Source organism: Nocardioides alcanivorans (assembly GCF_021555175.1).
In the GTDB taxonomy this organism is placed as follows: domain Bacteria; phylum Actinomycetota; class Actinomycetes; order Propionibacteriales; family Nocardioidaceae; genus Nocardioides; species Nocardioides alcanivorans.
On record NZ_JAKGRW010000036.1, the window covers coordinates 1 to 26,158 of the forward strand.

26 protein-coding genes and 4 pseudogenes are annotated in these 26,158 nt (G+C 66.3%); 14 read left to right on the forward strand and 16 right to left on the reverse strand.

Annotation, left to right across the window (positions count from 1 at the left end):
- From L1066_RS17230 to L1066_RS17240, 3 genes and pseudogenes are all read right to left on the reverse strand, one after another.
- Nucleotides 1-350: pseudogene (locus L1066_RS17230) on the reverse strand (anthranilate phosphoribosyltransferase); the annotation flags it as partial.
- Complete coding sequence (locus L1066_RS17235; RefSeq protein ID WP_235737477.1) at nt 347-757, reverse strand: Rv3143 family two-component system response regulator; 411 nt, start codon at nt 755-757, stop codon at nt 347-349. The pseudogene L1066_RS17230 and the gene L1066_RS17235, both read right to left, overlap by 4 nt.
- Nucleotides 754-1,815, reverse strand: coding sequence for a cytochrome c oxidase assembly protein (locus L1066_RS17240; RefSeq protein ID WP_235737478.1), 1,062 nt, complete (start codon nt 1,813-1,815; stop codon nt 754-756). The genes L1066_RS17235 and L1066_RS17240 overlap by 4 nt, the downstream gene beginning before the upstream one ends.
- A 134-nt stretch (nt 1,816-1,949) precedes the next feature.
- Here L1066_RS17240 and ctaE (L1066_RS17245) point away from each other — a divergent pair, with 134 nt between their 5' ends.
- From ctaE (L1066_RS17245) to L1066_RS17265, 6 genes and pseudogenes are all read left to right on the forward strand, one after another.
- Complete coding sequence (gene ctaE / locus L1066_RS17245) at nt 1,950-2,528, forward strand: aa3-type cytochrome oxidase subunit III (RefSeq protein WP_249224989.1); 579 nt, start codon at nt 1,950-1,952, stop codon at nt 2,526-2,528.
- A 31-nt stretch (nt 2,529-2,559) separates the two neighbouring features.
- Entirely contained in the window at nt 2,560-2,724 is a 165-nt protein-coding gene (locus L1066_RS29185) for a hypothetical protein (RefSeq protein WP_446499915.1), read from the forward strand.
- The gene (qcrC, locus tag L1066_RS17250; protein WP_446499916.1) at nt 2,724-3,449 is read left to right on the forward strand and encodes a cytochrome bc1 complex diheme cytochrome c subunit; all 726 of its coding nucleotides are present in this window, start codon (nt 2,724-2,726) and stop codon (nt 3,447-3,449) included. The genes L1066_RS29185 and qcrC (L1066_RS17250) overlap by 1 nt, the downstream gene beginning before the upstream one ends.
- Nucleotides 3,446-4,545, forward strand: a pseudogene (gene qcrA / locus L1066_RS17255) (cytochrome bc1 complex Rieske iron-sulfur subunit). The gene qcrC (L1066_RS17250) and the pseudogene qcrA (L1066_RS17255) overlap by 4 nt, the downstream one beginning before the upstream one ends.
- Entirely contained in the window at nt 4,542-6,278 is a 1,737-nt protein-coding gene (qcrB, locus tag L1066_RS17260) for a cytochrome bc1 complex cytochrome b subunit (RefSeq protein WP_235737480.1), read from the forward strand. Before qcrA (L1066_RS17255) ends, qcrB (L1066_RS17260) begins: the two are co-directional and overlap by 4 nt.
- Nucleotides 6,279-6,464: 186 nt before the next feature.
- Entirely contained in the window at nt 6,465-7,466 is a 1,002-nt protein-coding gene (locus L1066_RS17265) for an LLM class flavin-dependent oxidoreductase (protein WP_235737481.1), read from the forward strand.
- A 53-nt stretch (nt 7,467-7,519) separates the two neighbouring features.
- Here L1066_RS17265 and L1066_RS17270 read toward each other — a convergent pair whose 3' ends face one another.
- The 4 genes and pseudogenes from L1066_RS17270 to L1066_RS17280 form a co-directional block, all read right to left on the reverse strand.
- The gene (locus L1066_RS17270) at nt 7,520-8,566 is read right to left on the reverse strand and encodes a L,D-transpeptidase (protein ID WP_235737482.1); all 1,047 of its coding nucleotides are present in this window, start codon (nt 8,564-8,566) and stop codon (nt 7,520-7,522) included.
- Between the two features lie 283 nt (nt 8,567-8,849).
- Nucleotides 8,850-9,140: a cytochrome c oxidase subunit 4 gene (locus tag L1066_RS17275; protein WP_312008127.1), complete on the reverse strand. Its 291-nt coding sequence runs from the start codon at nt 9,138-9,140 to the stop codon at nt 8,850-8,852.
- Nucleotides 9,137-9,268 (reverse strand): aa3-type cytochrome oxidase subunit IV, encoded by a 132-nt coding sequence (ctaF, locus tag L1066_RS27935; protein WP_312008129.1) that lies wholly within the window; start codon nt 9,266-9,268, stop codon nt 9,137-9,139. Before ctaF (L1066_RS27935) ends, L1066_RS17275 begins: the two co-directional genes overlap by 4 nt.
- Nucleotides 9,268-10,532, reverse strand: a pseudogene (locus L1066_RS17280) (cytochrome c oxidase subunit I); the annotation flags it as partial. The pseudogene L1066_RS17280 and the gene ctaF (L1066_RS27935), both read right to left, overlap by 1 nt.
- A 111-nt stretch (nt 10,533-10,643) precedes the next feature.
- Here L1066_RS17280 and ctaC point away from each other — a divergent pair.
- The 5 genes and pseudogenes from ctaC (at nt 10,644) to L1066_RS17300 (ending at nt 14,981) form a co-directional block, all read left to right on the forward strand.
- Complete coding sequence (ctaC, locus tag L1066_RS17285; RefSeq protein WP_235737483.1) at nt 10,644-11,495, forward strand: aa3-type cytochrome oxidase subunit II; 852 nt, start codon at nt 10,644-10,646, stop codon at nt 11,493-11,495.
- 62 nt (nt 11,496-11,557) lie between these two features.
- Nucleotides 11,558-13,233 (forward strand): annotated as a pseudogene (gene ctaD, locus L1066_RS17290) (aa3-type cytochrome oxidase subunit I).
- Nucleotides 13,233-13,364: an aa3-type cytochrome oxidase subunit IV gene (ctaF, locus tag L1066_RS27940; protein WP_312008129.1), complete on the forward strand. Its 132-nt coding sequence runs from the start codon at nt 13,233-13,235 to the stop codon at nt 13,362-13,364. The pseudogene ctaD and the gene ctaF (L1066_RS27940) overlap by 1 nt, the downstream one beginning before the upstream one ends.
- The gene (locus L1066_RS17295) at nt 13,361-13,651 is read left to right on the forward strand and encodes a cytochrome c oxidase subunit 4 (RefSeq protein WP_312008127.1); all 291 of its coding nucleotides are present in this window, start codon (nt 13,361-13,363) and stop codon (nt 13,649-13,651) included. Before ctaF (L1066_RS27940) ends, L1066_RS17295 begins: the two co-directional genes overlap by 4 nt.
- 283 nt (nt 13,652-13,934) lie before the next feature.
- A complete protein-coding gene (locus L1066_RS17300) occupies nt 13,935-14,981 on the forward strand; it encodes a L,D-transpeptidase (RefSeq protein WP_235737482.1) in 1,047 nt (348 codons plus the stop codon).
- A gap of 53 nt (nt 14,982-15,034) precedes the next feature.
- Here L1066_RS17300 and L1066_RS17305 read toward each other — a convergent pair whose 3' ends face one another.
- The 6 genes from L1066_RS17305 to ctaE (L1066_RS17325) all read right to left on the reverse strand — a co-directional run bounded on the left by L1066_RS17305 (nt 15,035) and on the right by ctaE (L1066_RS17325) (nt 20,552).
- The gene (locus tag L1066_RS17305; protein WP_235737481.1) at nt 15,035-16,036 is read right to left on the reverse strand and encodes an LLM class flavin-dependent oxidoreductase; all 1,002 of its coding nucleotides are present in this window, start codon (nt 16,034-16,036) and stop codon (nt 15,035-15,037) included.
- A gap of 186 nt (nt 16,037-16,222) precedes the next feature.
- Entirely contained in the window at nt 16,223-17,959 is a 1,737-nt protein-coding gene (gene qcrB, locus L1066_RS17310; RefSeq protein ID WP_235737480.1) for a cytochrome bc1 complex cytochrome b subunit, read from the reverse strand.
- A complete protein-coding gene (gene qcrA / locus L1066_RS17315) occupies nt 17,956-19,056 on the reverse strand; it encodes a cytochrome bc1 complex Rieske iron-sulfur subunit (protein ID WP_235737484.1) in 1,101 nt (366 codons plus the stop codon). Before qcrA (L1066_RS17315) ends, qcrB (L1066_RS17310) begins: the two co-directional genes overlap by 4 nt.
- Nucleotides 19,053-19,781: a cytochrome bc1 complex diheme cytochrome c subunit gene (gene qcrC / locus L1066_RS17320; protein ID WP_446499917.1), complete on the reverse strand. Its 729-nt coding sequence runs from the start codon at nt 19,779-19,781 to the stop codon at nt 19,053-19,055. Before qcrC (L1066_RS17320) ends, qcrA (L1066_RS17315) begins: the two co-directional genes overlap by 4 nt.
- Nucleotides 19,778-19,942, reverse strand: a complete 165-nt coding sequence (locus L1066_RS29190) for a hypothetical protein (RefSeq protein ID WP_446499915.1) — start codon at nt 19,940-19,942, stop codon at nt 19,778-19,780. The genes qcrC (L1066_RS17320) and L1066_RS29190 overlap by 4 nt, the downstream gene beginning before the upstream one ends.
- 31 nt (nt 19,943-19,973) lie before the next feature.
- A complete protein-coding gene (gene ctaE / locus L1066_RS17325) occupies nt 19,974-20,552 on the reverse strand; it encodes an aa3-type cytochrome oxidase subunit III (RefSeq protein ID WP_249224989.1) in 579 nt (192 codons plus the stop codon).
- Nucleotides 20,553-20,686: 134 nt separating this feature from the next.
- On the opposite strand from ctaE (L1066_RS17325), the gene L1066_RS17330 reads away from it, so the two are divergent.
- From L1066_RS17330 to trpD, 3 genes are read left to right on the forward strand one after another with little or no spacing between them, the layout of a single operon-like run.
- Nucleotides 20,687-21,748: a cytochrome c oxidase assembly protein gene (locus L1066_RS17330; RefSeq protein WP_235737478.1), complete on the forward strand. Its 1,062-nt coding sequence runs from the start codon at nt 20,687-20,689 to the stop codon at nt 21,746-21,748.
- Nucleotides 21,745-22,155, forward strand: a complete 411-nt coding sequence (locus L1066_RS17335) for an Rv3143 family two-component system response regulator (protein ID WP_235737477.1) — start codon at nt 21,745-21,747, stop codon at nt 22,153-22,155. Before L1066_RS17330 ends, L1066_RS17335 begins: the two co-directional genes overlap by 4 nt.
- Entirely contained in the window at nt 22,152-23,183 is a 1,032-nt protein-coding gene (gene trpD, locus L1066_RS17340) for an anthranilate phosphoribosyltransferase (RefSeq protein ID WP_235737485.1), read from the forward strand. Before L1066_RS17335 ends, trpD begins: the two co-directional genes overlap by 4 nt.
- A gap of 79 nt (nt 23,184-23,262) precedes the next feature.
- On the opposite strand, the gene L1066_RS17345 is transcribed toward trpD, so the two are convergent.
- The 3 genes from L1066_RS17345 to L1066_RS17355 all read right to left on the reverse strand — a co-directional run bounded on the left by L1066_RS17345 (nt 23,263) and on the right by L1066_RS17355 (nt 25,533).
- Nucleotides 23,263-23,541: an Lrp/AsnC family transcriptional regulator gene (locus L1066_RS17345; protein WP_235737486.1), complete on the reverse strand. Its 279-nt coding sequence runs from the start codon at nt 23,539-23,541 to the stop codon at nt 23,263-23,265.
- A 736-nt stretch (nt 23,542-24,277) separates the two neighbouring features.
- Complete coding sequence (locus L1066_RS17350; RefSeq protein WP_235737487.1) at nt 24,278-25,111, reverse strand: HNH endonuclease signature motif containing protein; 834 nt, start codon at nt 25,109-25,111, stop codon at nt 24,278-24,280.
- Nucleotides 25,108-25,533 carry a hypothetical protein gene (locus L1066_RS17355; protein WP_235737488.1) on the reverse strand — a complete coding sequence of 142 codons (426 nt, stop codon included), beginning with the start codon at nt 25,531-25,533 and terminating at the stop codon, nt 25,108-25,110. The genes L1066_RS17350 and L1066_RS17355 overlap by 4 nt, the downstream gene beginning before the upstream one ends.
- Nucleotides 25,534-26,158 lie beyond the last annotated feature (625 nt).

Consider the following 26,158-nt stretch of genomic DNA (forward strand, 5'->3'; position numbering starts at 1 on the left):
GACGCCGAGCGATTGCCATGCTTGACCACGAGCGCACCAGCGCCGGCGGCCACGACCGAGGACATCGTGGAGATGTTGACCGAGAACGATCGGTCGCCACCGGTGCCGACGATGTCGAGGCCGCGCCCGGGGACCGAGAGCGGGGTCGCCTTCTCGAACATCGCGTCGATGAGGCCACGCACCTCCTCGACCGTCTCGCCCTTGCTGCGCAGCGCCACCGCGAACCCGGCGATCTGCGACGGGCTCGCCTCCCCACCGAGGATCTCGCCCATCGCCCACGCGGCCTCGCCGGCAGAGATGTCCCTGCCGTTGACGAGGTCGGTGAGCAGTTGCGGCCAGGCCGTGCTCATCGGGCGGGCACGCCGGGACGCAGCACGTTGACCACGGCCTCAGCCAACTGCAGCGGGTCGATCGGGTGCGGAACCGCTGCCTCGGCCCGCGACCAGGTCGCCAGCCACGCGTCCTGGGGGCGGCCGGTCAGCACCACGACGGGTGGGCACCGATAGATCTCGTCCTTGAGCTGCTTGGCGATGCCCATTCCCCCGGCGGGCACGGCCTCGCCGTCGAGGATCACGAGATCGATCTTGCCCGAATCCATGTGCTGGATGACGACCGGCTCGGTCGCCACCTCGACGTACTCGAACTCCGGGAGATCAGGGTGCGGACCCCGCCCGAGGGCGAGGATCACCTGCTCTCGCGTGTTGACGTCGTCGCTGTAGACCAGGACCCGAAGGCGTGCAGCAGTGGAGTCACTCACGATTCGATCGTAGCCCCACCGGCGCTCGATGGGCGGTCGGGTTCGCTCAACGGTGCGTCACCGGTTCGTTCGGCAGCCGCTCGAACCGGTTCGGGCTCCGCTCCACCCTGCTCCGTGGTCACCTGGGCCGCGAGGCGCGCCTCCTCGCGGTCGAGAGCACGGTCGACCTGCTTGGCCTCCTGCATCGACTGCCTGACCCACTGCACGAACAACGTCGCGAAGAAGAGCAGTCCGATCGCGTCGCCCGAGGCCCACAGGATCGCGCCGGCCAGGTTCTGGTCGTCGGCCATCGAGGGCAGCCACGACCCCATCGGTCCGTCCCGCAACGCGCTGTAGTGCTCCTCGCCGATGATCGTCTCCTGCCCCATGATCGTGATGCCGAGGAACGCGTGGAAGGGCAACGTCAGCAGCAGGAGGAGCAACCGCAAGGGATAGGTCACCCGGCCCGGCACCGGGTCCACCCCGAGGAGCGGCCAGAAGAACAGCGTGCCGATCAGCACCAGGTGGACGTGCATCATCTGGTGCACGTACGTCGAGTCGAGCGACGCGTCGTACCAGCCGGTGAAGTAGAGCGCCCAGGGCGACAGGACATAGAGCGCCAGGGTCAGCGGCGCGAAGGAGAGCACCTTCGCGACGCGGGAGTGGACGACGGCGAGCAACCACTTCTTCGGACCCGAGCGGGTCCCACCCGGCAGGGTGCGCAGCGCGAGCGTCACCGGCGCCCCGAGCGCGAGCGCGAGCGGCACCCACATGGAGAGCACCATGTGCTGGACCATGTGCGTGCTCAGCAGCACGGTGTCGTACATCGCCACGCCACCTTGGGTCGCAAGGAAGAAGCCACCCATGCCGAGCACCACGAACGAGATGGTGCGGCCGATCGGCCACGAGTCCCCCCGGCGCTTCAACACGCTGACGCCGTAGAGATAGAGACCGGTGACCCAGACGCCGGCGATGAACAGGAACGGGTCGATGGCCCAGTCGGTCACCGCTCGGGACCACGTCCATTCAGGGAGGTAGTCGGAGGTCGGAGAGGCGGTGATCTGGAGCGTTCGAAGCACAGTGTGAACTTTATGACGCCCTCAAACCGGGGGTCGGGGTGCCCTCGACAACCGATACGTACATAATGAGGCCCGTGGCGACTGCAACTGCGATTCCGGCGTCCCGTCTTCACGGGCATCACGACCGTCCCAGCATGGTCAGCGTGGGAACGATCATCTGGCTCTCGAGCGAGCTGATGTTCTTTGCTGCGCTGTTTGCGTGCTATTTCACCATTCGGGCCCAAAGCCCGGACCTGTGGGCGAGCCAGACCGAGCTCCTGAACATCCCGTTCTCGACCGTGAACACCACGATCCTCGTGCTCTCCTCGGTCACCTGCCAGCTCGGCGTCTTCGCTGCCGAGCGCGGCCAGGTCGGCCGCTCGGGCAACCTGTTCCAGGTGAACAAGTGGGGTCTGCGTGAGTGGTTCATCCTCACGTTCATCATGGGCGCGATCTTCATCGGTGGACAGGCGACTGAGTACGCCGAGCTGGTCCACCACGGCGTGACGCTCTCGTCCAATGCCTACGGCTCGGTGTTCTACCTGACCACTGGCTTCCACGGACTCCACGTCACCGGCGGTCTGATCGCCTTCCTCTTCGTGCTCGGCCGCACCTACGTGGCGCGCAAGTTCACGCACGAGCAGGCGATCAGCGCGGTCGTCGTGTCGTACTACTGGCACTTCGTCGACGTGGTGTGGATCGGCCTCTTCGCGACCATCTACCTCATCAAGTAGCACCAGACCGTCAAGATCAAGGATTGATTCCGTGCGTTTCCTGAACCGCTCCGCAGGCCGGCTGTCGCGTCATCGCCGCAGCCGCTTGGCGGGCCTCCTGGTCATGCTGCTGGGCTTGCTCTTCATGGGCGGCCTCTACCAGGTCGTGCTCTCCCCTCCAACGCGGACACCCAGACCAAGTCCGACGAAGAGCTGATCCAGGAGGGCCGCGAGCTCTTCCTGGTCGGCTGCTCCTTCTGCCACGGGCAGAACGGCGAGGGCATCAACTCCGACGATGGCCAGTACGGCCCGTCGCTGGTGGGTGTCGGTGGCGCAGCCGCCGACTTCCAGCTCACCACCGGCCGTATGCCGATGCAGACCCCCGGACAGCAGGCTCCCTCGAAGACTCCGGTCTACAGCCAGGACGAGATCGCTGCCCTGACGGCCTACATCAGCTCGCTCGGCGCCGGCCCCGACGTGCCCACCGCGGCCCAGTACGACATCGACAAGTACGGCCTCAGCGCCGACGAGCGTCGTCAGGCCGTCGTCGACGGCGGACAGCTCTTCTTGACCAACTGCACCGCCTGCCACAACTTCGATGGTTCGGGTGGCGCCATGCCGTGGGGCAAGTACGCCCCCAGCCTCAAGTCGACCAGCAAGAAGAACCTCTACCAGGCGATGCTCACCGGCCCGCAGCAGATGCCGGTCTTCTCCGACGAGGTGCTCACGTCCAAGGACAAGGCATCGATCATCGCCTACCTGGACTCCATCGGCGAGGAGCCCCAGCACGGCGGCTTCGGCCTCGGTGGTCTGGGCCCGGTCAGCGAGGGCATGTTTGCCTGGCTGTTCGGCATCGGTGGTCTGGTCGGCTTCGCCTACTGGATCGCGGCCCACTCCACTCGTTCCACCAAGACCAAGTCCAGTGAGGGGACGCAAGCGTGACCGACCAGACCGACAACCTCCCGGTCGAGGAACCGATCCCCAACCCGGGGCTGCCCGAGCACGAGTGGCGCCCCACTGATGTCGACCCGGCCGCTGAGAAGCGCGCCGAGCGACAGGTTGCGACCTTCTTCCTGCTCTCCGTGGTGTCCGCGCTCGCGTTCTGCGTCGCCTACTTCACGATCGAGCCCGGCGACACCTTCATGGGCATGGGCGCGATGAACGTCGCGCTCGGCCTGAGCCTCGGCTTCGCGCTGCTCTTCATCGGCATCGGCATCATCCAGTGGGCACGCAAGCTCATGGGCGACCACGAGATCTCCGAGCAGCGTCACCCGGCCGCGTCCTCCGAGGAGGACCGCGCCGCCACGATCGCTGCCCTCCAGCAGGGCCTCGAGGAGTCCGGCATCGGCCGCCGCCCCTTGGTGCGCAACACCATGCTGCTCGCTCTCGGTGTCGTCGGCCTGCCCCTGATCGTGGGCCTGCGCGACCTCGGCCCGCTGCCGGGCAAGAAGCTCGAGAGCACGGTGTGGAAGCGCGGCACCCGGATCGTCAACGACGTCACCGGCCGCTGGATCCGACCGAGCGACCTCGAGGTCGGCCAGCTGGTCAACGCGGAGCCCGAGGGCCTCGTGAACCCCCGGACGCCGAGCACCTCGCCGGCCTCGAGGAGCGTGGCATCGAGCACCTCGAAGGCGTCGACCTGCAGGTCGCCAAGGCCAAGGCCTCGGTCATCATGGTTCGCATGGAGCCGAAGGACATCACCGAGGAGACCCAGAACTGGGGTCACGAGGGCATCCTCTGCTACTCCAAGATCTGCACCCACGTGGGTTGCCCGATCGCCCTGTGGGAGCAGCAGACGCACCACCTGCTGTGCCCGTGCCACCAGTCCACCTTCGACCTCGGTGACCGGGGTCGGGTCGTGTTCGGCCCGGCTGCTCGCCGGCTGCCGATGCTGCCGATCGAGGTCGACGAGGACGGCTACCTGGCTGCGCGCAGTGACTTCCTCGAGCCCGTGGGCCCGAGCTACTGGGAGCGCAACTCACCCTCCTACTGGGAAAAGCAGGAGAAGAAGTTCTTTGAGGAGGAGGCTGCCAAGTGAGCACCCAGAACGTGGCATCCACCAACGGCAAGACGGCCACCTCGGCCGGCAAGCCGGGTCGCGGTGCCCGCACCGTCGGTTGGGCTGACGAGCGCCTCGGCCTCGCCGGCCTGGCCAAGAAGAACCTCCGCAAGGTCTTTCCGGACCACTGGTCCTTCATGCTGGGCGAGATTGCTCTCTGGAGCTTCGTCGTCCTGCTGCTGAGCGGCGTGTTCTTGACCTTCTGGTTCCGCCCCTCGATGGCGGAAGTCGAATACATGGGCACCTACGAGCAGTTCCGTGGCCTGCACATGTCGGAGGCCTTCGCCTCCACCCTCGACATCTCGTTCGACGTCCGCGGCGGACTGATGATGCGTCAGATGCACCACTGGGCAGCCATGCTGTTCATCGCATCGATGCTCGTCCACATGATGCGCGTGTTCCTCACCGGCGCATTCCGCAAGCCCCGTGAGATCAACTGGGTCATCGGTGGCCTGCTGATCCTGCTCGGCATCGTCGAAGGATTCTCGGGCTACTCACTGCCCGACGACCTGCTCTCCGGCACCGGTCTACGTATCGCCCAGGGCCTCGTGCAGTCGACTCCGGTGCTCGGCACCTACATGTCGTTCTTCATGTTCGGTGGCGAGTTCCCGGGCGACGCGATCGTGCCGCGTCTCTACATGGCACACATCCTGCTGCTGCCGGCGTTGATCCTGGCGCTCATCGCTGCCCACATGCTGCTGCTCGTCTACCACAAGCACACGCAGTGGCCTGGCCCCGGTCGTACCGAGGAGAACGTCGTCGGCTACCCGATGCTCCCGGTCTACGCAGCCAAGGCGGGCGGCTTCTTCTTCATCGTGTTCGGCTGGTCCGCCTTCATGGGTGGTCTGATGACGATCAACCCGGTGTGGAAGTACGGCCCCTACGACCCGACCAAGGTCACCGCCGGTTCGCAGCCGGACTGGTACATGGGTCTGGCCGAGGGCACCCTGCGCATCATGCCCGGGTGGGAGTCCCACTTCCTCGGCGTCACGCTGTCGTGGAACATCCTGATCCCCGGCATGGTCGCGCCGATGGCACTGCTGGCCATGGTGCTCGCCTGGCCGTTCCTCGAGGCCTGGGTGACTGGCGACAAGCGGGAGCACCACCTGCTCCAGCGTCCGCGCAACGCCCCAACCCGTACGGCGTTCCTCGTCGCGATGATGACCCTCTACGGCCTGTTGTGGATCGGCGGCGGCAACGACGTCCTCGCCGTGCTGTTCAACCTCAACCTCAACCACATCACGTGGTTCCTGAGGGCGGCCATCTTCATCATCCCGCCGCTGGTGTTCATCTGGATCAGGCGTTGGTGCATCTCGCTCCAGCGTCACGACAACGAGATGCTGCTCCACGGCTATGAGAGCGGAATCATCATGCGCTCCCCCGAGGGTGGTTACAGCGAGCGTCACCTGCCGCTCTCCGACGACCACGCCTACAAGCTCACGGCCCGCGACCGCGACGAGGTCTACGACTCCGCCAAGGACGTCGACGCCAACGGCGTCGCCGCCCCGGGTGGTCGCGGCACGGCACTTCGCGAGAAGCTCTCCAAGAGCATGTTCGCGGACAACGTGCAGAAGCCGACCGCAGAGGAGCTCGAGGAGGCACGGCACCACGCCGCGCACGAGCACGAGCTCGAAGCCGGTCTCGACCACCCCGCCGACGGACACCAGTTCGACGGTCGTGGTCCGGTCGAGGGTGACGAACTCCGACACTGACCTCGTGTCCATGATCGTTGGCCCCGGAGCAGCTGCTCCGGGGCCAACGGCCATTTCACAGCGAAGTCGCTGCTCTTGCGCGCCGAGATGGCAGTTGTTGTTGCTCCCCGGGTTGGCGGAATTCCTCCGCGCGTACGGGTGTTCACCATCTGATCAAGTTTTCAATCTCAGCCTCCGGAGGTCTCCATGCATGCCCCGCTGCAGTTCGGTCTCGACACGTTCGGCGACGTGACCGTCGACCTCGACGGCGCACTGCTCCCCCAGCACCAGGTGATCCGCAACATCGTCGAGCAGGCCGTGCTCGCCGACCAGCTGGGCATCGACGCCTTCGGCGTGGGCGAGCACCACCGCGACGACTTCGCGGTGACCTCACCTGACGTCGTCCTCGCAGCCGCAGCATCACGGACCTCGCGGATCCTGCTCGGCACGGCGGTCACCGTGCTCAGCTCCGATGACCCGATCCGCGTCTACGAGCGCTTCGCCACCTTGGACGCCGTCTCCGCCGGCCGTGCCGAGGTCACCCTGGGTCGTGGCTCCTTCACCGAGTCCTTCCCGCTCTTCGGGCTGGATCTGGGCGACTACGAACGCCTCTTCGAGGAGAAGCTCGATCTCTTTGCGAAGCTCCGCTCCGAGGGGGAGATCTCTTGGCAGGGCACCGTGCGGGCGCCGCTCCAGCCCACCCACGTCTATCCCAAGACCGAGCGGGGCAGCCTGCCGACCTGGATCGGGGTGGGTGGCTCGCCGGAGTCCGTCGTCCGCGCAGCACGGCACGGCCTGCCGATGATGCTCGCGATCATCGGGGGTGACCCGGCCCGCTTCACGCCCTACGTCGAGCTCTACCGTCGCGCGCTCTCCGAGCTGGACCGGCCCGACCTCCCCGTGGGCGTGCACTCCCCGGGTTCATCGCTGCCTCCGACGATGCCGCCCGTGAACTGCTCCACCCGCACTTCGTGGCCAACCGCAATCGCATCGGGGCCGAGCGAGGCTGGGCCCCCACCACGCGCGCACAGTACGACGCGGAGATCGACCACGGCTCGCTCTATGTCGGGTCCCCTGAGACCGTGGCCCAGAAGATCGCCGGCACGGTGCGCGCCCTCGGGTTGCAGCGCTTCGACCTCAAGTACAGCAACGGACCGATGCCTCACGAGCAGCTCATGGAGAGCATCCGGCTCTACGGCACCGAGGTGATCCCGCGGGTCCGGGAGATCCTGGCGGGCTGAAGCCGGCCCCTTGACCGCGGATCACGCCAGGGCGGAACCCTGCTTCCACTCCTTGAAGGGCAGGTTCCAGTCGCCGTAGCCGTTCTCCAGCGTCATGGGGCGGTCGGTGCCGGTGTATTCGACCACGTCGCCGCGCTGCGTCATGTCATAGAGGATGGCGGCGTCGGCCGTGCTCATGCCCGTGCACCCGTGGGAGACGTTGGCGCTCCCCTGCGAGCCCACCGACCACGGCGCTGCGTGGATGAACTCACCCGAGTAGGTCAGCCGCATCGCATACTCGACGTTGTCGATGTCGTAGTACTCCGAGCTGCCCTGGTTGATCCCCACGGTCTCCGAGCGCATTCGCCGGGTGCGGAACTTCTCCATGATCACCTTGGTTCCGGAGCGGGTGATGAACCCGTCCTTGCCCGTCGTGATCGGGAAGGTGTGCGCCAGCTCGCCGTTGGTGAAGACCTGCATCTGGTGCGTCCGCGCGTCGACCTTGGTGACGTGGGCGTCGCCCACCGCGAACTCCACCGTGCGCGACTCCTGACCGTAGAGTCCGTCTCCAGCCGGCACGCTGTTGACGTCGGCGTTCACCGTCACCTTCGTGCCCGGCTTCCAGTAGCTCTTCGGGCGCCAGTGCACCTCCGTGTCGGAGATCCAGCGCCATGACCCCTTCTGCGCCGGGGTGCTCTCCACCGCGAGATGTTCCTCGATCGATCGGCGGTCGCCGATGGGCAGGTCGAAGGTGACGACAACAGGCATTCCGACCCCGACGGTCTCGCCCTGCAGCGGCGCCACGGACGGATAGACCTGCTGGTCGAGGGTCAGCTCCTCGGTGTTGAAGCGTCTCCTGACGCTCTGCTGCCCACCGTCCGCGTCGCGCACCTCTGCCGTGACGACGTACGACGTGCCCGGCTCGAGCCGCTCGGTGGCGGTCCACGAGGTGCTGTCGTCCGCCAGGTCGCCCGCGACGTCTGCGCCATCGACGGAACGCAACCGCACCGAGGTGAGGCTGCCTCCGGACACGTCTACGTCGACGAGCGTGTCGACAGGCGCGAGTGCCTTCTTCTTGACGTTGAACACCACGTCCACCTGTTCGGCGGCGCTCTCCCCTGGCTGTCGCCTCCGGGCCCTCCGCGTTCACCGGAGGAGCCGTCGGTGTCGCTCTGGCAGGCCGCCAGGAAGGAGCTCGCGAGGACGAACGAGGTCGCCAGGACGGCAGCACGGCGTACCCGCCGGATCGGCAACGACATGGGACTCCCCGTAGGACGTGGTTGGGACGAACTGCCACAGGGTAGCGCCCGAACCGAAACAATTCGGCCCCGCCACGAGGAACGTGACGGGGCCGAAGCGATGGATCAACCGATCAGTGGGCGAACTCTCCGCGGTAGTACTCGAAGACCCAACCGATGACCGTCAGCAGGCCCAGGAGGAACCCGATGATGACCAGCCACCACAGCGCCAAGGCCACGGCGAAGGTGCACAGCGCGAAGGTCAGGGCGACCCACAGCGGCCACCACGAGTAGGGCGGGAAGAAGCCCAGCTCACCGGCGCCGTCGGCGATCTCGCCGTCCTTGCGGTCCTCGGGACGCGGCTCCATCTTGGCAGCGTGGAAACCGAGGTAGAGGGCGATCATGATGACCAGCAGGGCGGTCATGACCAAGGCGGTCGTGCCGACCCAGTCACCCCCTGCTCGTTCATCGCGTCGGTGACGAACCAGTAGGCAGGCGCGACCAGCACGAAGAAGATGCCACAGGTCACGAAGAGCCAAGTTTCAGCCTTCATCAGTTGTTGTCCTCCGTGCGCTCGTCCAACATCTCCTGGCGACCCTCGACGTTGGGAGCGTCAGCCAGTCCGCCCTCTCGCTCGGCGTCGTTCTGGGCCAGCTCCAGCGCAGCAATCTCCGGGTGGTGCAGGTCGAACGCCGGCGACTCCGAACGGATGCGCGGGATCGACTCGAAGTTGTGGCGCGGGGGCGGGCAGCTGGTGGCCCACTCCAGGGAGCGGCCCCAGCCCCACGGGTCGTCCACGACGACCTTCGGGCCCTTGCTCGAGACATAGACGTTGTAGAGGAACGGCAACGTCGAGGCCGCGAGCAGGAAGGCACCCACCGTGGAGAACTGGTTGAGGAACGTGAAGCCGTCGTCCGGCAGGTAGTCGACGTAACGACGCGGCATGCCCTCGACGCCCAGCCAGTGCTGCACGAGGAACGTGGCGTGGAAGCCGACGAAGAGCAGCCAGAAGTGGATCTTGCCCAGTCGCTCGTCGAGCATCTTGCCCGTCATCTTCGGCCACCAGAAGTAGAAGCCGGCGAACATCGCGAACACCACCGTGCCGAACACCACGTAGTGGAAGTGCGCCACCACGAAGTAGGAGTCGGAGACGTGGAAGTCGAGCGGGGGCTCGCCAGGATGACGCCCGTCAGACCACCGAAGAGGAAGGTCGTGAGGAAGCCGATCGACCACAGCATCGGCGTGTCGAACGACAGCGAGCCGCCCCACATCGTGCCGATCCAGTTGAAGAACTTCACACCGGTCGGGACGGCGATCAGGAAGGTCATGCCGGAGAAGAACGGCAGGTTGACCTCACCGGTCACGAACATGTGGTGGGCCCACACCGCGATCGAGAGGATCGCGATGCCCAGGGTCGCGCCGACCAGGCCGACGTAACCGAAGATGGGCTTGCGGGAGAAGACCGGGAGGATCTCCGTCACGATGCCGAAGAACGGCAACGCGATGATGTAGACCTCTGGGTGTCCGAAGAACCAGAACAGGTGTTGCCACAGGATCGCGCCACCGTGTTCGGCAGCGAAGATCTGGGCATCGAAGAGCCGGTCCACCTCGAGGGACAGCAGCGCGCCACCGAGGATCGGGAAGGCGATGAGCACCAGGATGCTGGTGATCAGGGTGTTCCACACGAACAGCGGCATCCGGAACATGGTCATGCCGGGGGCACGCATGCAGATGATCGTGGTGATGAAGTTGACCGCACCCAAGATGGTGCCGATTCCAGCCATCCACAGACCCATGATCCACAGGTCCCCACCGACCTGCTAGGCACTGCCCGGCCGACGTCCGTTACTGTTCGGTCTATCCGTGCAGTTCGAGAGAGAGGCTCGTTCGTGGGTCTGAAACTCCCCAAGCGTGCCCAACATCTGGGCTTGGGTTTGGCGCTTGGTCTCACCCTCCTTTTGCTCGGCGCGTGCAACGCCGAGGACAAGGCCCAGGCCAAGCGTTGGGCCATGCCCGCCAATTCCCCGGGCACCGAACAGGCTGTCCACATCGCTGACCTGTGGAAGTGGGCGTGGATCGCACTGCTCATCACAGGTGTGCTGGTGTGGGGCCTGATCTTCTGGTGCGTCGCGGCCTACCGCCGTCGTAGCGAGGACGAGATCCCCGTCCAGACCCGTTACAACCTGCCGCTCGAGGTTCTCTACACCGTCGTGCCCGTCTTTGCCGTGGTCGTGTTCTTCTACTGGACCGTCACCGTGCAGGACAAGGTGCTCGAGGACAAGGACCCCGATGTCATGGTCGAGGTCGTGGCCCAGCAGTGGTCGTGGACGTTCAACCACTCCGACGGTGACGCCGAGACCGGCGGTCCGGTGATCTACGAAGGCGGAACCGCCTCCAAGATCCCGACCCTGGTGCTCCCGGTCGACAAGACCATCGAGTTCCGGTTGTCCTCGCCCGACGTCATCCACTCCTTCTGGATCCCCGGCTTCCTCATGAAGATGGACGTCATCCCGGGCCAGGAGGGCAACGACCGCAACCACTTCCAGGTGACCACCACCAAGCTCGGCGACTTCAAGGGCAAGTGTGCTGAGCTCTGCGGCACCTACCACTCGCGCATGCTCTTCAACGTGAAGGTCGTCAGCGACGCCGACTACCAGCAATACCTGGCCGACCAGAAGGCGGCCGGCTACTCGGCCGACGAACCGCTCCTGGGTGGCTCCGACGCCATCACCCAGCGCGGCCTGGCCGACGCCCACGACAGTGAGGGAGGCGAAGAGTGACCGCCACGGCTACTCCCGCGACCAGCGAAGAAACCGGTCGCAAGCCGCTCGGCCAGCAGGTCATGCGCCTGCTGACCACCACCGATCACAAGCTGATCGGCAAGATGTACCTCACCACCTCGTTCGCCTGGTTCCTGCTGGGCGGCCTGATGGCCCTGGTCATCCGTTCCGAACTTGCCTTCCCGGGCAACCAGTTCGTCAGCGACGAGACCTACAACCAGCTGTTCACGATGCACGGCACGATCATGCTGCTGCTCTTCGCGACACCGCTGTTCTTCGGTTTCGCCAACGTGATCATGCCGATCCAGATCGGTTCCCCCGACGTCGCCTTCCCGCGACTCAACATGTTCAGCTACTGGCTGTTCCTGTTCGGTGGTCTGATCGCGGCCTCCGGCTTCCTCACCCCGGAGGGTGCGGCAAGCTTCGGCTGGTTCGGCTACGCACCGCTCTCCAGCTCACTGCGTTCCCCCGGCATCGGTGGGGACCTGTGGATCATGGGTCTGTGGATGGCTGGAATCGGCACCATCTTGGGTGCGGTCAACTTCATCACCACGATCATCTGCATGCGTGCCCCCGGCATGACCATGTTCCGGATGCCGCTGTTCGTGTGGAACACCCTGATCACCAGCATCCTGGTGCTCATCGCCTTCCCGATCCTCGGTGGCGCGCTGCTGTCCCTCGAGGTGGACCGGCTCTTCGATGCCCAGATCTTCGCTGCCGAACACGGTGGCGCGATCCTGTGGCAACACCTGTTCTGGTTCTTCGGACACCCAGAGGTCTACATCATCGCGTTGCCGTTCTTCGGCATCGTGACGGAGATCCTCCCGGTCTTCTCCCGCAAGCCCATCTTCGGTTACGTCGGCCTGGTCGGCGCGACCCTGGGCATCGCGATCCTCTCGATCGCGGTGTGGGCCCACCACATGTTCGTGACCGGTGAGGTCAACCTGCCGTTCTTCTCCGGCATGACCTTCCTGATCGCCGTCCCGACCGGTGTGAAGTTCTTCAACTGGATCGGCACGATGTGGGGCGGCTCGCTGTCGTTCGACACGCCGATGCTGTGGTCGATCGGCTTCCTCACGACCTTCCTCTTCGGTGGTCTGACGGGCGTCATCCTGGCGAGCCCCCGCTCGACTTCCACGTCTCCGACTCCTACTTCGTGGTGGCGCACTTCCACTACGTGGTGTTCGGCACGGTGGTGTTCGCGATGTTCGCCGGCTTCTACTTCTGGTGGCCGAAGATGACGGGCAAGATGCTCGACGAGCGACTGGGCAAGATCCACTTCTGGCTGCTCTTCGTCGGCTTCCACGCCACGTTCCTCGTGCAGCACTGGCTGGGCGTCGAGGGCATGCCGCGTCGTTACGTCGACTACCTGCCGGACGACGGCTTCACGTTCCTCAACCAGTTCTCCACGGTGGGTGCCTTCCTGCTCGCGGCCTCGACGTTGCCGTTCCTCTACAACGTCTATGTCTCGAGCAAGGGCCCGAAGGTCGTCGTGGACGACCCGTGGGGCTGGGGCCGCTCCCTGGAGTGGGCCACCAGCTGCCCGCCCCCGCGCCACAACTTCGAGTCGATCCCGCGCATCCGTTCGGAGTCGCCGGCGTTCGACCTGCACCACCCGGAGATTGCTGCGCTGGAGCTGGCCCAGAACGACGCCGAGCGAGAGGGCGGACTGGCTGACGCTCCCAACGTCGAGGGTCGCCAGGAGATGTTGGACGAGCGCACGGAGGACAACAACTGATGAAGGCTGAAACTTGGCTCTTCGTGACCTGTGGCATCTTCTTCGTGCTGGTCGCGCCTGCCTACTGGTTCGTCACCGACGCGATGAACGAGCAGGGGGTGACTGGGTCGGCACGACCGCCTTGGTCATGACCGCCCTGCTGGTCATCATGATCGCCCTCTACCTCGGTTTCCACGCTGCCAAGATGGAGCCGCGTCCCGAGGACCGCAAGGACGGCGAGATCGCCGACGGCGCCGGTGAGCTGGGCTTCTTCCCGCCCTACTCGTGGTGGCCGCTGTGGGTCGCCCTGACCTTCGCGCTGTGCACCTTCGCCGTGGCCTTGGCGCTGTGGTGGCTGGTCATCATCGGGTTCCTCCTGGGCCTGCTGACGGTCATCGGTTGGGTCTTCGAGTACTACCGCGGAGAGTTCGCCCACTGATCGGTTGATCCATCGCTTCGGCCCCGTCACGTTCCTCGTGGCGGGGCCGAATTGTTTCGGTTCGGGCGCTACCCTGTGGCAGTTCGTCCCAACCACGTCCTACGGGGAGTCCCATGTCGTTGCCGATCCGGCGGGTACGCCGTGCTGCCGTCCTGGCGACCTCGTTCGTCCTCGCGAGCTCCTTCCTGGCGGCCTGCCAGAGCGACACCGACGGCTCCTCCGGTGAACGCGGAGGGCCCGGAGGCGACAGCCAGGGGAGAGCGCCGCCGAACAGGTGGACGTGGTGTTCAACGTCAAGAAGAAGGCACTCGCGCCTGTCGACACGCTCGTCGACGTAGACGTGTCCGGAGGCAGCCTCACCTCGGTGCGGTTGCGTTCCGTCGATGGCGCAGACGTCGCGGGCGACCTGGCGGACGACAGCACCTCGTGGACCGCCACCGAGCGGCTCGAGCCGGGCACGTCGTACGTCGTCACGGCAGAGGTGCGCGACGCGGACGGTGGGCAGCAGAGCGTCAGGAGACGCTTCAACACCGAGGAGCTGACCCTCGACCAGCAGGTCTATCCGTCCGTGGCGCCGCTGCAGGGCGAGACCGTCGGGGTCGGAATGCCTGTTGTCGTCACCTTCGACCTGCCCATCGGCGACCGCCGATCGATCGAGGAACATCTCGCGGTGGAGAGCACCCCGGCGCAGAAGGGGTCATGGCGCTGGATCTCCGACACGGAGGTGCACTGGCGCCCGAAGAGCTACTGGAAGCCGGGCACGAAGGTGACGGTGAACGCCGACGTCAACAGCGTGCCGGCTGGAGACGGACTCTACGGTCAGGAGTCGCGCACGGTGGAGTTCGCGGTGGGCGACGCCCACGTCACCAAGGTCGACGCGCGGACGCACCAGATGCAGGTCTTCACCAACGGCGAGCTGGCGCACACCTTCCCGATCACGACGGGCAAGGACGGGTTCATCACCCGCTCCGGAACCAAGGTGATCATGGAGAAGTTCCGCACCCGGCGAATGCGCTCGGAGACCGTGGGGATCAACCAGGGCAGCTCGGAGTACTACGACATCGACAACGTCGAGTATGCGATGCGGCTGACCTACTCGGGTGAGTTCATCCACGCAGCGCCGTGGTCGGTGGGCTCGCAGGGGAGCGCCAACGTCTCCCACGGGTGCACGGGCATGAGCACGGCCGACGCCGCCATCCTCTATGACATGACGCAGCGCGGCGACGTGGTCGAATACACCGGCACCGACCGCCCCATGACGCTGGAGAACGGCTACGGCGACTGGAACCTGCCCTTCAAGGAGTGGAAGCAGGGTTCCGCCCTGGCGTGATCCGCGGTCAAGGGGCCGGCTTCAGCCCGCCAGGATCTCCCGGACCCGCGGGATCACCTCGGTGCCGTAGAGCCGGATGCTCTCCATGAGCTGCTCGTGAGGCATCGGTCCGTTGCTGTACTTGAGGTCGAAGCGCTGCAACCCGAGGGCGCGCACCGTGCCGGCGATCTTCTGGGCCACGGTCTCAGGGGACCCGACATAGAGCGAGCCGTGGTCGATCTCCGCGTCGTACTGTGCGCGCGTGGTGGGGGCCCAGCCTCGCTCGGCCCCGATGCGATTGCGGTTGGCCACGAAGTGCGGGTGGAGCAGTTCACGGGCGGCATCGTCGGAGGCAGCGATGAACCCGGGGAGTGCACGCCCACGGGGAGGTCGGGCCGGTCCAGCTCGGAGAGCGCGCGACGGTAGAGCTCGACGTAGGGCGTGAAGCGGGCCGGGTCACCCCCGATGATCGCGAGCATCATCGGCAGGCCGTGCCGTGCTGCGCGGACGACGGACTCCGGCGAGCCACCCACCCCGATCCAGGTCGGCAGGCTGCCCCGCTCGGTCTTGGGATAGACGTGGGTGGGCTGGAGCGGCGCCCGCACGGTGCCCTGCCAAGAGATCTCCCCCTCGGAGCGGAGCTTCGCAAAGAGATCGAGCTTCTCCTCGAAGAGGCGTTCGTAGTCGCCCAGATCCAGCCCGAAGAGCGGGAAGGACTCGGTGAAGGAGCCACGACCCAGGGTGACCTCGGCACGGCCGGCGGAGACGGCGTCCAAGGTGGCGAAGCGCTCGTAGACGCGGATCGGGTCATCGGAGCTGAGCACGGTGACCGCCGTGCCGAGCAGGATCCGCGAGGTCCGTGATGCTGCGGCTGCGAGGACGACGTCAGGTGAGGTCACCGCGAAGTCGTCGCGGTGGTGCTCGCCCACGCCGAAGGCGTCGATGCCCAGCTGGTCGGCGAGCACGGCCTGCTCGACGATGTTGCGGATCACCTGGTGCTGGGGGAGCAGTGCGCCGTCGAGGTCGACGGTCACGTCGCCGAACGTGTCGAGACCGAACTGCAGCGGGGCATGCATGGAGACCTCCGGAGGCTGAGATTGAAAACTTGATCAGATGGTGAACACCCGTACGCGCGGAGGAATTCCGCCAACCCGGGGAGCAACAACAACTGCCATCTCGGCGCGCAAGAGCAGCGACTTCGCTGTGAAATGGCCGTTGGCCCCGGAGCAGCTGCTCCGGGGCCAACGATCATGGACACGAGGTCAGTGTCGGAGTTCGTCACCCTCGACCGGACCACGACCGTCGAACTGGTGTCCGTCGGCGGGGTGGTCGAGACCGGCTTCGAGCTCGTGCTCGTGCGCGGCGTGGTGCCGTGCCTCCTCGAGCTCCTCTGCGGTCGGCTTCTGCACGTTGTCCGCGAACATGCTCTTGGAGAGCTTCTCGCGAAGTGCCGTGCCGCGACCACCCGGGGCGGCGACGCCGTTGGCGTCGACGTCCTTGGCGGAGTCGTAGACCTCGTCGCGGTCGCGGGCCGTGAGCTTGTAGGCGTGGTCGTCGGAGAGCGGCAGGTGACGCTCGCTGTAACCACCCTCGGGGGAGCGCATGATGATTCCGCTCTCATAGCCGTGGAGCAGCATCTCGTTGTCGTGACGCTGGAGCGAGATGCACCAACGCCTGATCCAGATGAACACCAGCGGCGGGATGATGAAGATGGCCGCCCTCAGGAACCACGTGATGTGGTTGAGGTTGAGGTTGAACAGCACGGCGAGGACGTCGTTGCCGCCGCCGATCCACAACAGGCCGTAGAGGGTCATCATCGCGACGAGGAACGCCGTACGGGTTGGGGCGTTGCGCGGACGCTGGAGCAGGTGGTGCTCCCGCTTGTCGCCAGTCACCCAGGCCTCGAGGAACGGCCAGGCGAGCACCATGGCCAGCAGTGCCATCGGCGCGACCATGCCGGGGATCAGGATGTTCCACGACAGCGTGACGCCGAGGAAGTGGGACTCCCACCCGGGCATGATGCGCAGGGTGCCCTCGGCCAGACCCATGTACCAGTCCGGCTGCGAACCGGCGGTGACCTTGGTCGGGTCGTAGGGGCCGTACTTCCACACCGGGTTGATCGTCATCAGACCACCCATGAAGGCGGACCAGCCGAACACGATGAAGAAGAAGCCGCCCGCCTTGGCTGCGTAGACCGGGAGCATCGGGTAGCCGACGACGTTCTCCTCGGTACGACCGGGGCCAGGCCACTGCGTGTGCTTGTGGTAGACGAGCAGCAGCATGTGGGCAGCGATGAGCGCCAGGATCAACGCCGGCAGCAGCAGGATGTGTGCCATGTAGAGACGCGGCACGATCGCGTCGCCCGGGAACTCGCCACCGAACATGAAGAACGACATGTAGGTGCCGAGCACCGGAGTCGACTGCACGAGGCCCTGGGCGATACGTAGACCGGTGCCGGAGAGCAGGTCGTCGGGCAGTGAGTAGCCCGAGAATCCTTCGACGATGCCGAGCAGGATCAGCAGGCCACCGATGACCCAGTTGATCTCACGGGGCTTGCGGAATGCGCCGGTGAGGAACACGCGCATCATGTGGACGAGCATCGATGCGATGAACAGCATGGCTGCCCAGTGGTGCATCTGACGCATCATCAGTCCGCCGCGGACGTCGAACGAGATGTCGAGGGTGGAGGCGAAGGCCTCCGACATGTGCAGGCCACGGAACTGCTCGTAGGTGCCCATGTATTCGACTTCCGCCATCGAGGGGCGGAACCAGAAGGTCAAGAACACGCCGCTCAGCAGCAGGACGACGAAGCTCCAGAGAGCAATCTCGCCCAGCATGAAGGACCAGTGGTCCGGAAAGACCTTGCGGAGGTTCTTCTTGGCCAGGCCGGCGAGGCCGAGGCGCTCGTCAGCCCAACCGACGGTGCGGGCACCGCGACCCGGCTTGCCGGCCGAGGTGGCCGTCTTGCCGTTGGTGGATGCCACGTTCTGGGTGCTCACTTGGCAGCCTCCTCCTCAAAGAACTTCTTCTCCTGCTTTTCCCAGTAGGAGGGTGAGTTGCGCTCCCAGTAGCTCGGGCCCACGGGCTCGAGGAAGTCACTGCGCGCAGCCAGGTAGCCGTCCTCGTCGACCTCGATCGGCAGCATCGGCAGCCGGCGAGCAGCCGGGCCGAACACGACCCGACCCCGGTCACCGAGGTCGAAGGTGGACTGGTGGCACGGGCACAGCAGGTGGTGCGTCTGCTGCTCCCACAGGGCGATCGGGCAACCCACGTGGGTGCAGATCTTGGAGTAGCAGAGGATGCCCTCGTGACCCCAGTTCTGGGTCTCCTCGGTGATGTCCTTCGGCTCCATGCGAACCATGATGACCGAGGCCTTGGCCTTGGCGACCTGCAGGTCGACGCCTTCGAGGTGCTCGATGCCACGCTCCTCGAGGCCGGCGAGGTGCTCGGCGTCCAGGGGGTTCACGAGGCCCTCGGGCTCCGCGTTGACCAGCTGGCCGACCTCGAGGTCGCTCGGTCGGATCCAGCGGCCGGTGACGTCGTTGACGATCCGGGTGCCGCGCTTCCACACCGTGCTCTCGAGCTTCTTGCCCGGCAGCGGGCCGAGGTCGCGCAGGCCCACGATCAGGGGCAGGCCGACGACACCGAGAGCGAGCAGCATGGTGTTGCGCACCAAGGGGCGGCGGCCGATGCCGGACTCCTCGAGGCCCTGCTGGAGGGCAGCGATCGTGGCGGCGCGGTCCTCCTCGGAGGACGCGGCCGGGTGACGCTGCTCGGAGATCTCGTGGTCGCCCATGAGCTTGCGTGCCCACTGGATGATGCCGATGCCGATGAAGAGCAGCGCGAAGCCGAGGCTCAGGCCGAGCGCGACGTTCATCGCGCCCATGCCCATGAAGGTGTCGCCGGGCTCGATCGTGAAGTAGGCGACGCAGAACGCGAGCGCGGACACCACGGAGAGCAGGAAGAAGGTCGCAACCTGTCGCTCGGCGCGCTTCTCAGCGGCCGGGTCGACATCAGTGGGGCGCCACTCGTGCTCGGGCAGCCCCGGGTTGGGGATCGGTTCCTCGACCGGGAGGTTGTCGGTCTGGTCGGTCACGCTTGCGTCCCCTCACTGGACTTGGTCTTGGTGGAACGAGTGGAGTGGGCCGCGATCCAGTAGGCGAAGCCGACCAGACCACCGATGCCGAACAGCCAGGCAAACATGCCCTCGCTGACCGGGCCCAGACCACCGAGGCCGAAGCCGCCGTGCTGGGGCTCCTCGCCGATGGAGTCCAGGTAGGCGATGATCGATGCCTTGTCCTTGGACGTGAGCACCTCGTCGGAGAAGACCGGCATCTGCTGCGGGCCGGTGAGCATCGCCTGGTAGAGGTTCTTCTTGCTGGTCGACTTGAGGCTGGGGGCGTACTTGCCCCACGGCATGGCGCCACCCGAACCATCGAAGTTGTGGCAGGCGGTGCAGTTGGTCAAGAAGAGCTGTCCGCCGTCGACGACGGCCTGACGACGCTCGTCGGCGCTGAGGCCGTACTTGTCGATGTCGTACTGGGCCGCGGTGGGCACGTCGGGGCCGGCGCCGAGCGAGCTGATGTAGGCCGTCAGGGCAGCGATCTCGTCCTGGCTGTAGACCGGAGTCTTCGAGGGAGCCTGCTGTCCGGGGGTCTGCATCGGCATACGGCCGGTGGTGAGCTGGAAGTCGGCGGCTGCGCCACCGACACCCACCAGCGACGGGCCGTACTGGCCATCGTCGGAGTTGATGCCCTCGCCGTTCTGCCCGTGGCAGAAGGAGCAGCCGACCAGGAAGAGCTCGCGGCCCTCCTGGATCAGCTCTTCGTCGGACTTGGTCTGGGTGTCCGCGTTGGAGGGGAGAGCACGACCTGGTAGAGGCCGCCCATGAAGAGCAAGCCCAGCAGCATGACCAGGAGGCCCGCCAAGCGGCTGCGGCGATGACGCGACAGCCGGCCTGCGGAGCGGTTCAGGAAACGCACGGAATCAATCCTTGATCTTGACGGTCTGGTGCTACTTGATGAGGTAGATGGTCGCGAAGAGGCCGATCCACACCACGTCGACGAAGTGCCAGTAGTACGACACGACGACCGCGCTGATCGCCTGCTCGTGCGTGAACTTGCGCGCCACGTAGGTGCGGCCGAGCACGAAGAGGAAGGCGATCAGACCGCCGGTGACGTGGAGTCCGTGGAAGCCAGTGGTCAGGTAGAACACCGAGCCGTAGGCATTGGACGAGAGCGTCACGCCGTGGTGGACCAGCTCGGCGTACTCAGTCGCCTGTCCACCGATGAAGATCGCGCCCATGATGAACGTGAGGATGAACCACTCACGCAGACCCCACTTGTTCACCTGGAACAGGTTGCCCGAGCGGCCGACCTGGCCGCGCTCGGCAGCGAAGACGCCGAGCTGGCAGGTGACCGAGGAGAGCACGAGGATCGTGGTGTTCACGGTCGAGAACGGGATGTTCAGGAGCTCGGTCTGGCTCGCCCACAGGTCCGGGCTTTGGGCCCGAATGGTGAAATAGCACGCAAACAGCGCAGCAAAGAACATCAGCTCGCTCGAGAGCCAGATGATCGTTCCCACGCTGACCATGCTGGGACGGTCGTGATGCCCGTGAAGACGGGACGCCGGAATCGCAGTTGCAGTCGCCACGGGCCTCATTATGTACGTATCGGTTGTCGAGGGCACCCCGACCCCCGGTTTGAGGGCGTCATAAAGTTCACACTGTGCTTCGAACGCTCCAGATCACCGCCTCTCCGACCTCCGACTACCTCCCTGAATGGACGTGGTCCCGAGCGGTGACCGACTGGGCCATCGACCCGTTCCTGTTCATCGCCGGCGTCTGGGTCACCGGTCTCTATCTCTACGGCGTCAGCGTGTTGAAGCGCCGGGGGGACTCGTGGCCGATCGGCCGCACCATCTCGTTCGTGGTGCTCGGCATGGGTGGCTTCTTCCTTGCGACCCAAGGTGGCGTGGCGATGTACGACACCGTGCTGCTGAGCACGCACATGGTCCAGCACATGGTGCTCTCCATGTGGGTGCCGCTCGCGCTCGCGCTCGGGGCGCCGGTGACGCTCGCGCTGCGCACCCTGCCGGGTGGGACCCGCTCGGGTCCGAAGAAGTGGTTGCTCGCCGTCGTCCACTCCCGCGTCGCGAAGGTGCTCTCCTTCGCGCCGCTGACCCTGGCGCTCTATGTCCTGTCGCCCTGGGCGCTCTACTTCACCGGCTGGTACGACGCGTCGCTCGACTCGACGTACGTGCACCAGATGATGCACGTCCACCTGGTGCTGATCGGCACGCTGTTCTTCTGGCCGCTCCTCGGGGTGGACCCGGTGCCGGGCCGGGTGACCTATCCCTTGCGGTTGCTCCTCCTGCTGCTGACGTTGCCCTTCCACGCGTTCCTCGGCATCACGATCATGGGGCAGGAGACGATCATCGGCGAGGAGCACTACAGCGCGTTGCGGGACGGACCGATGGGGTCGTGGCTGCCCTCGATGGCCGACGACCAGAACCTGGCCGGCGCGATCCTGTGGGCCTCGGGCGACGCGATCGGACTGCTCTTCTTCGCGACGTTGTTCGTGCAGTGGGTCAGGCAGTCGATGCAGGAGGCCAAGCAGGTCGACCGTGCTCTCGACCGCGAGGAGGCGCGCCTCGCGGCCCAGGTGACCACGGAGCAGGGTGGAGCGGAGCCCGAACCGGTTCGAGCGGCTGCCGAACGAACCGGTGACGCACCGTTGAGCGAACCCGACCGCCCATCGAGCGCCGGTGGGGCTACGATCGAATCGTGAGTGACTCCACTGCTGCACGCCTTCGGGTCCTGGTCTACAGCGACGACGTCAACACGCGAGAGCAGGTGATCCTCGCCCTCGGGCGGGGTCCGCACCCTGATCTCCCGGAGTTCGAGTACGTCGAGGTGGCGACCGAGCCGGTCGTCATCCAGCACATGGATTCGGGCAAGATCGATCTCGTGATCCTCGACGGCGAGGCCGTGCCCGCCGGGGGAATGGGCATCGCCAAGCAGCTCAAGGACGAGATCTATCGGTGCCCACCCGTCGTGGTGCTGACCGGCCGCCCCCAGGACGCGTGGCTGGCGACCTGGTCGCGGGCCGAGGCAGCGGTTCCGCACCCGATCGACCCGCTGCAGTTGGCTGAGGCCGTGGTCAACGTGCTGCGTCCCGGCGTGCCCGCCCGATGAGCACGGCCTGGCCGCAACTGCTCACCGACCTCGTCAACGGCAGGGACATCTCTGCCGGCGAGGCCGCGTGGGCGATGGGCGAGATCCTCGGTGGGGAGGCGAGCCCGTCGCAGATCGCCGGGTTCGCGGTGGCGCTGCGCAGCAAGGGCGAGACGGTCGAGGAGGTGCGTGGCCTCATCGACGCGATGTTCGAGAAGGCGACCCCGCTCTCGGTCCCCGGGCGCGGCCTCGACATCGTCGGCACCGGTGGCGACCGATCGTTCTCGGTCAACATCTCCACGATGTCCTCGGTCGTGGCCGCCGGCGCTGGTGCGCTCGTGGTCAAGCATGGCAATCGCTCGGCGTCGTCGAAGGCTGGCTCTGCCGACGTGCTCGAGCACCTCGGGGTGCGTCTCGACCTCCAACCCGCTCAGGTGGAGGAGGTGGCCGAGCAGGCAGGTATCACCTTCTGCTTCGCCCCGGTCTTCCACGCCGCGTTGCGCTTCGCCGGTGCGACCCGCTCGGAGCTGGGCATCGCCACGTTCTTCAACTTCCTCGGACCGCTGGCCAACCCGGCGCGTCCGGCCGCCCAGGCGATCGGCTGCGCCGACCTCAGGATGGCCGAGGTGCTCGCGGGCGTCTTCGCCGTCCGTGGCGTCGACGCCTTGGTCTTCCGCGGTGACGACGGACTCGACGAGCTCACCACCACCACGACCTCCCGAGTCTGGGTGGTGCAGGGTGGCGACGTCCGTCCCGCGGTCATCGACCCGGCGAAGTTCGACCTGGCCCCGGCGACCGCCGAGGACCTGAGGGGTGGCGACGTCACCCACAACGCCGACGTCGTACGCCGGGTGCTCGCGGGCGAGACCGGCCCGGTGCGCGACGCCGTACTGCTCAACGCCGGTGCGGCCCTCGCCGTGCACGGTGGTGACCTCGACGATCTGAACGAGTCGGTCGCCGTCGGGATGGAACGCGCCGCCGAGGCGATCGACTCCGGGGCCGCTGCGGGGGCATTGGCGCGCTGGGTCGCTGCCTGCGCCGCTGCGTGAGGTAGCCGGCACGACCTTCGGAGAGGCCGTTCGCGCATCTGCGCGGGCGGCCTCTCCGGCATTTGCCGTGGCCGGGACCTCAGTCGAGACCGAGGGAGAAAGCTGCCTCGAGGTCGTGCTTGGAGAAGGTGCGGAAGGCGATGTGGGTCTCCGTCGAGGTAACGCCCTCGATCTTGTTGAGGCGGTCGGCGACCACACCCGCGACGTCGTCGATGTCGCTCACCCGCACCAGCACGATCAGGTCGATCTGGCCGGTGACGGAATAGACCTCGCTGACCCCTTCGAGGGCCGCGATCTTCTCAGCGACCTCGGGGATCCGGTGGACATCGGCGTTGACGAAGGAGATGGCGGTGATCACGCCGCCAGCCTAGACCTCGCCGTCGGCGAGCCGGCGGACGAGCCCGTACCCCGTTGGTCGAGCTTGTCGAGACCTTGCACCTGGGTGTCGTGACCCTGCCCCGGGCCGTGCCGTCCGGGGCAGCCTCCGTCGCTGGGGCGGCGCGTCGTGCGCACGGTTCTTCGTGTGGGTTGCGTCGGGCGGGCGCCCGCCGCGGCCAAGCCCCTTGACGCTCCGTCGGCAACCCCGGACGTCCCACCCCGCCCCTGTGCGCCGTTGGTCGGGCCCGTACCTCGTTGGTCGGTCTGTAGGTCGGTCGAGTTTGTCGAGACCGCTGCTGCACCCCGCCGATAGAGCCCATACGTCGTTGGTCGAGCCTGTCGAGACCGCCGCACCCCGCTGGTCGAGCTCGTACGTGGGTGGTCGGTCTGTACGTCGTCGGTCGAGCTTGTCGAGACCAGCTCTGACCCGCGGGGCAAGGTCTCGACAGGCTCGACCACCGGGATCTTGTTCGCGAGCCCACGGCATCCCCGCCGGTCGAGCTTGTCGAGACCCCACTCCGTTGGTCGAGCCCACGCGCCGCTAGTCGGTCTGTACGTCGTCGGTCGAGCCGTACTCCGGTGGTCGAGCTTGTCGAGACCCCTCTGGTCGGTGTGTGGGCGTGCCTGTGCCCCAGAAGAGACGAACGCTCTCCCGGGGATCGGGCTGTGGTGCTGTTCGGCAGGCGCTGCTTGGGGTGTCTTGCCAGCGCTGATGCTCAGTAGCTCTCGCTGATGTCGTGGGTGCCTTGGGGTGTGACCAGCCAGGTCCTGCCGTGCTGGCTGGTCCAGATATACGTCCCGTCCCTGGCCCGGCGATAACGCCACCTACCGTGGGTTTTCATCAGGTGATGACGCCGACACAACGGCGCCAGATTCTCCGGCCGGGTTTGCCCTGGCGGACCACCCTCACCAAGTGGGAGGTAGGGGTCGATGTGGTCGAGGTCGGCGTCCCAACTGGAGCGTTCACAGTTGGGATACACACAATGCGGATCACGCAACCGGACCAGCGTGTCCATCCATTCGGGTGGATCATGACGATCCACCGCATCGGTCCTGTTCAAATCCACGACCGGGGTGACGGACGCAAGCGAACCGTGGCGGGTGAGCCAGTCCCGTAGCTGGCTGGTGAGGACCTGCCCCAACCGGTCGGTGGAGGCGATGCCGTCGCCGTCGAGGCCGAGTTCGTGGGGGTCGAGGCCCAACGCGAACAGGTCCGCGATGCCGACGTGGGCCATCACCCGCAACCCACGACGGCGTCCGAACGGCCCGGGTGTCGTCACCAACCGACCCGGCTTCACCCCGACCCCCGGTTCGCCACCCGTCGTCGCAGCTTCGGACGAGGCGCTGCCGGCACCGGTGCCGTCGGTGCAGCCGCCGATACCGGCATCGGTGCGGTCGCCGGTACCGATAGCGATGCTGCCGGTGCCGTTCTCGCTGTCGCCGCCGGTGGTGCTGTCGGTGGTGGTGTAGTCGAGGGTGGGTTGGTCGGTGTCGTCGGTGAGCCGCCCGATCGCCTTGGCACGGCGCTGGTTCGACGTCGTCGGTGTCACCCAGGCGCCGCATCGGCTTCGGCCTCGTGGTTGAGGAGGTCCAGGAACCTGGTGAGATCCAACGAGTCACCGACGGCTTGGAGCTCCGAGGTGCCAGCGATGCCGCCGGCTCCTTCTTCGTGTCCGGCGTGGGGGTGGTGCAGCCACACACCCCAATCAGCCTTCCCTTTGGGCGCGCTTGGGTCTTTGACCAGTTCGGGGTGGAACTTGGCGATGGCCATCGCCAACCACTTCTCAATCGTCGGCCAGCCGGTGAGTCCGGTGGCGGCGAGGTGGTCGTCGAACCAGCGAGCGGCGGCGTACGACAGTTTCCTCGTGAGCAGGGCGACACGGCGGGCGTTCCACCCCGGAACCTCCAGGGCCTCGACCTTCGCCCACAGCTGCGGCAACCGGTGGACCAGGTCCAGGGCGTCGGCGACCAACGCGAACCCGGCAGCTACGCGAGATCCCGGCCGAGGCGGCGAGTTCCTCGACCGCGAACAACGCGACATCAGGGGTGCCGTCACCCGAGATCGGCTGTTCACAGTCGGTGGGAAACAGGGTCTCGTCACCCACCACCGCCTTCGGGTGCTCCGGAGACGGCGGGTGCATGATCGCCCACTGGTAAGCCAACCGCAGCTTCTTACGGATCACCTTCAACTCGACGACCCGGTCTTCTGCCAGGAAGCCGAGCAGGGTCCCGCCATCGAGGTCAGAGACCTCGTACGGCTGGTGGCGGGCGTCGATTTCGATCATGGAACCAGTCCAACATTTGGCTCCGACACAACCCGGGGATCACGAACTCACCCTGTGGACAACCACCACCGGGGCGTCAGGACGAGGTCTCGACAAGCTCGACCAACGGAGTACAGGCTCGACCAACGGGGTGGGCGAGGCGAGGGGTCTCGACAAGCTCGACCAACGGAGTACAGGCTCGACCAACGAAATGGTCTCGACAGGCTCGACCTCCGGTCCGGTCTCGACAGGCTCGACCTCCGCGGGGTGGGGCGGGGGTCTCGACAGGCTCGACCAACGAACCGGTCTCGACAAGCTCGACCTCCGGCCGGG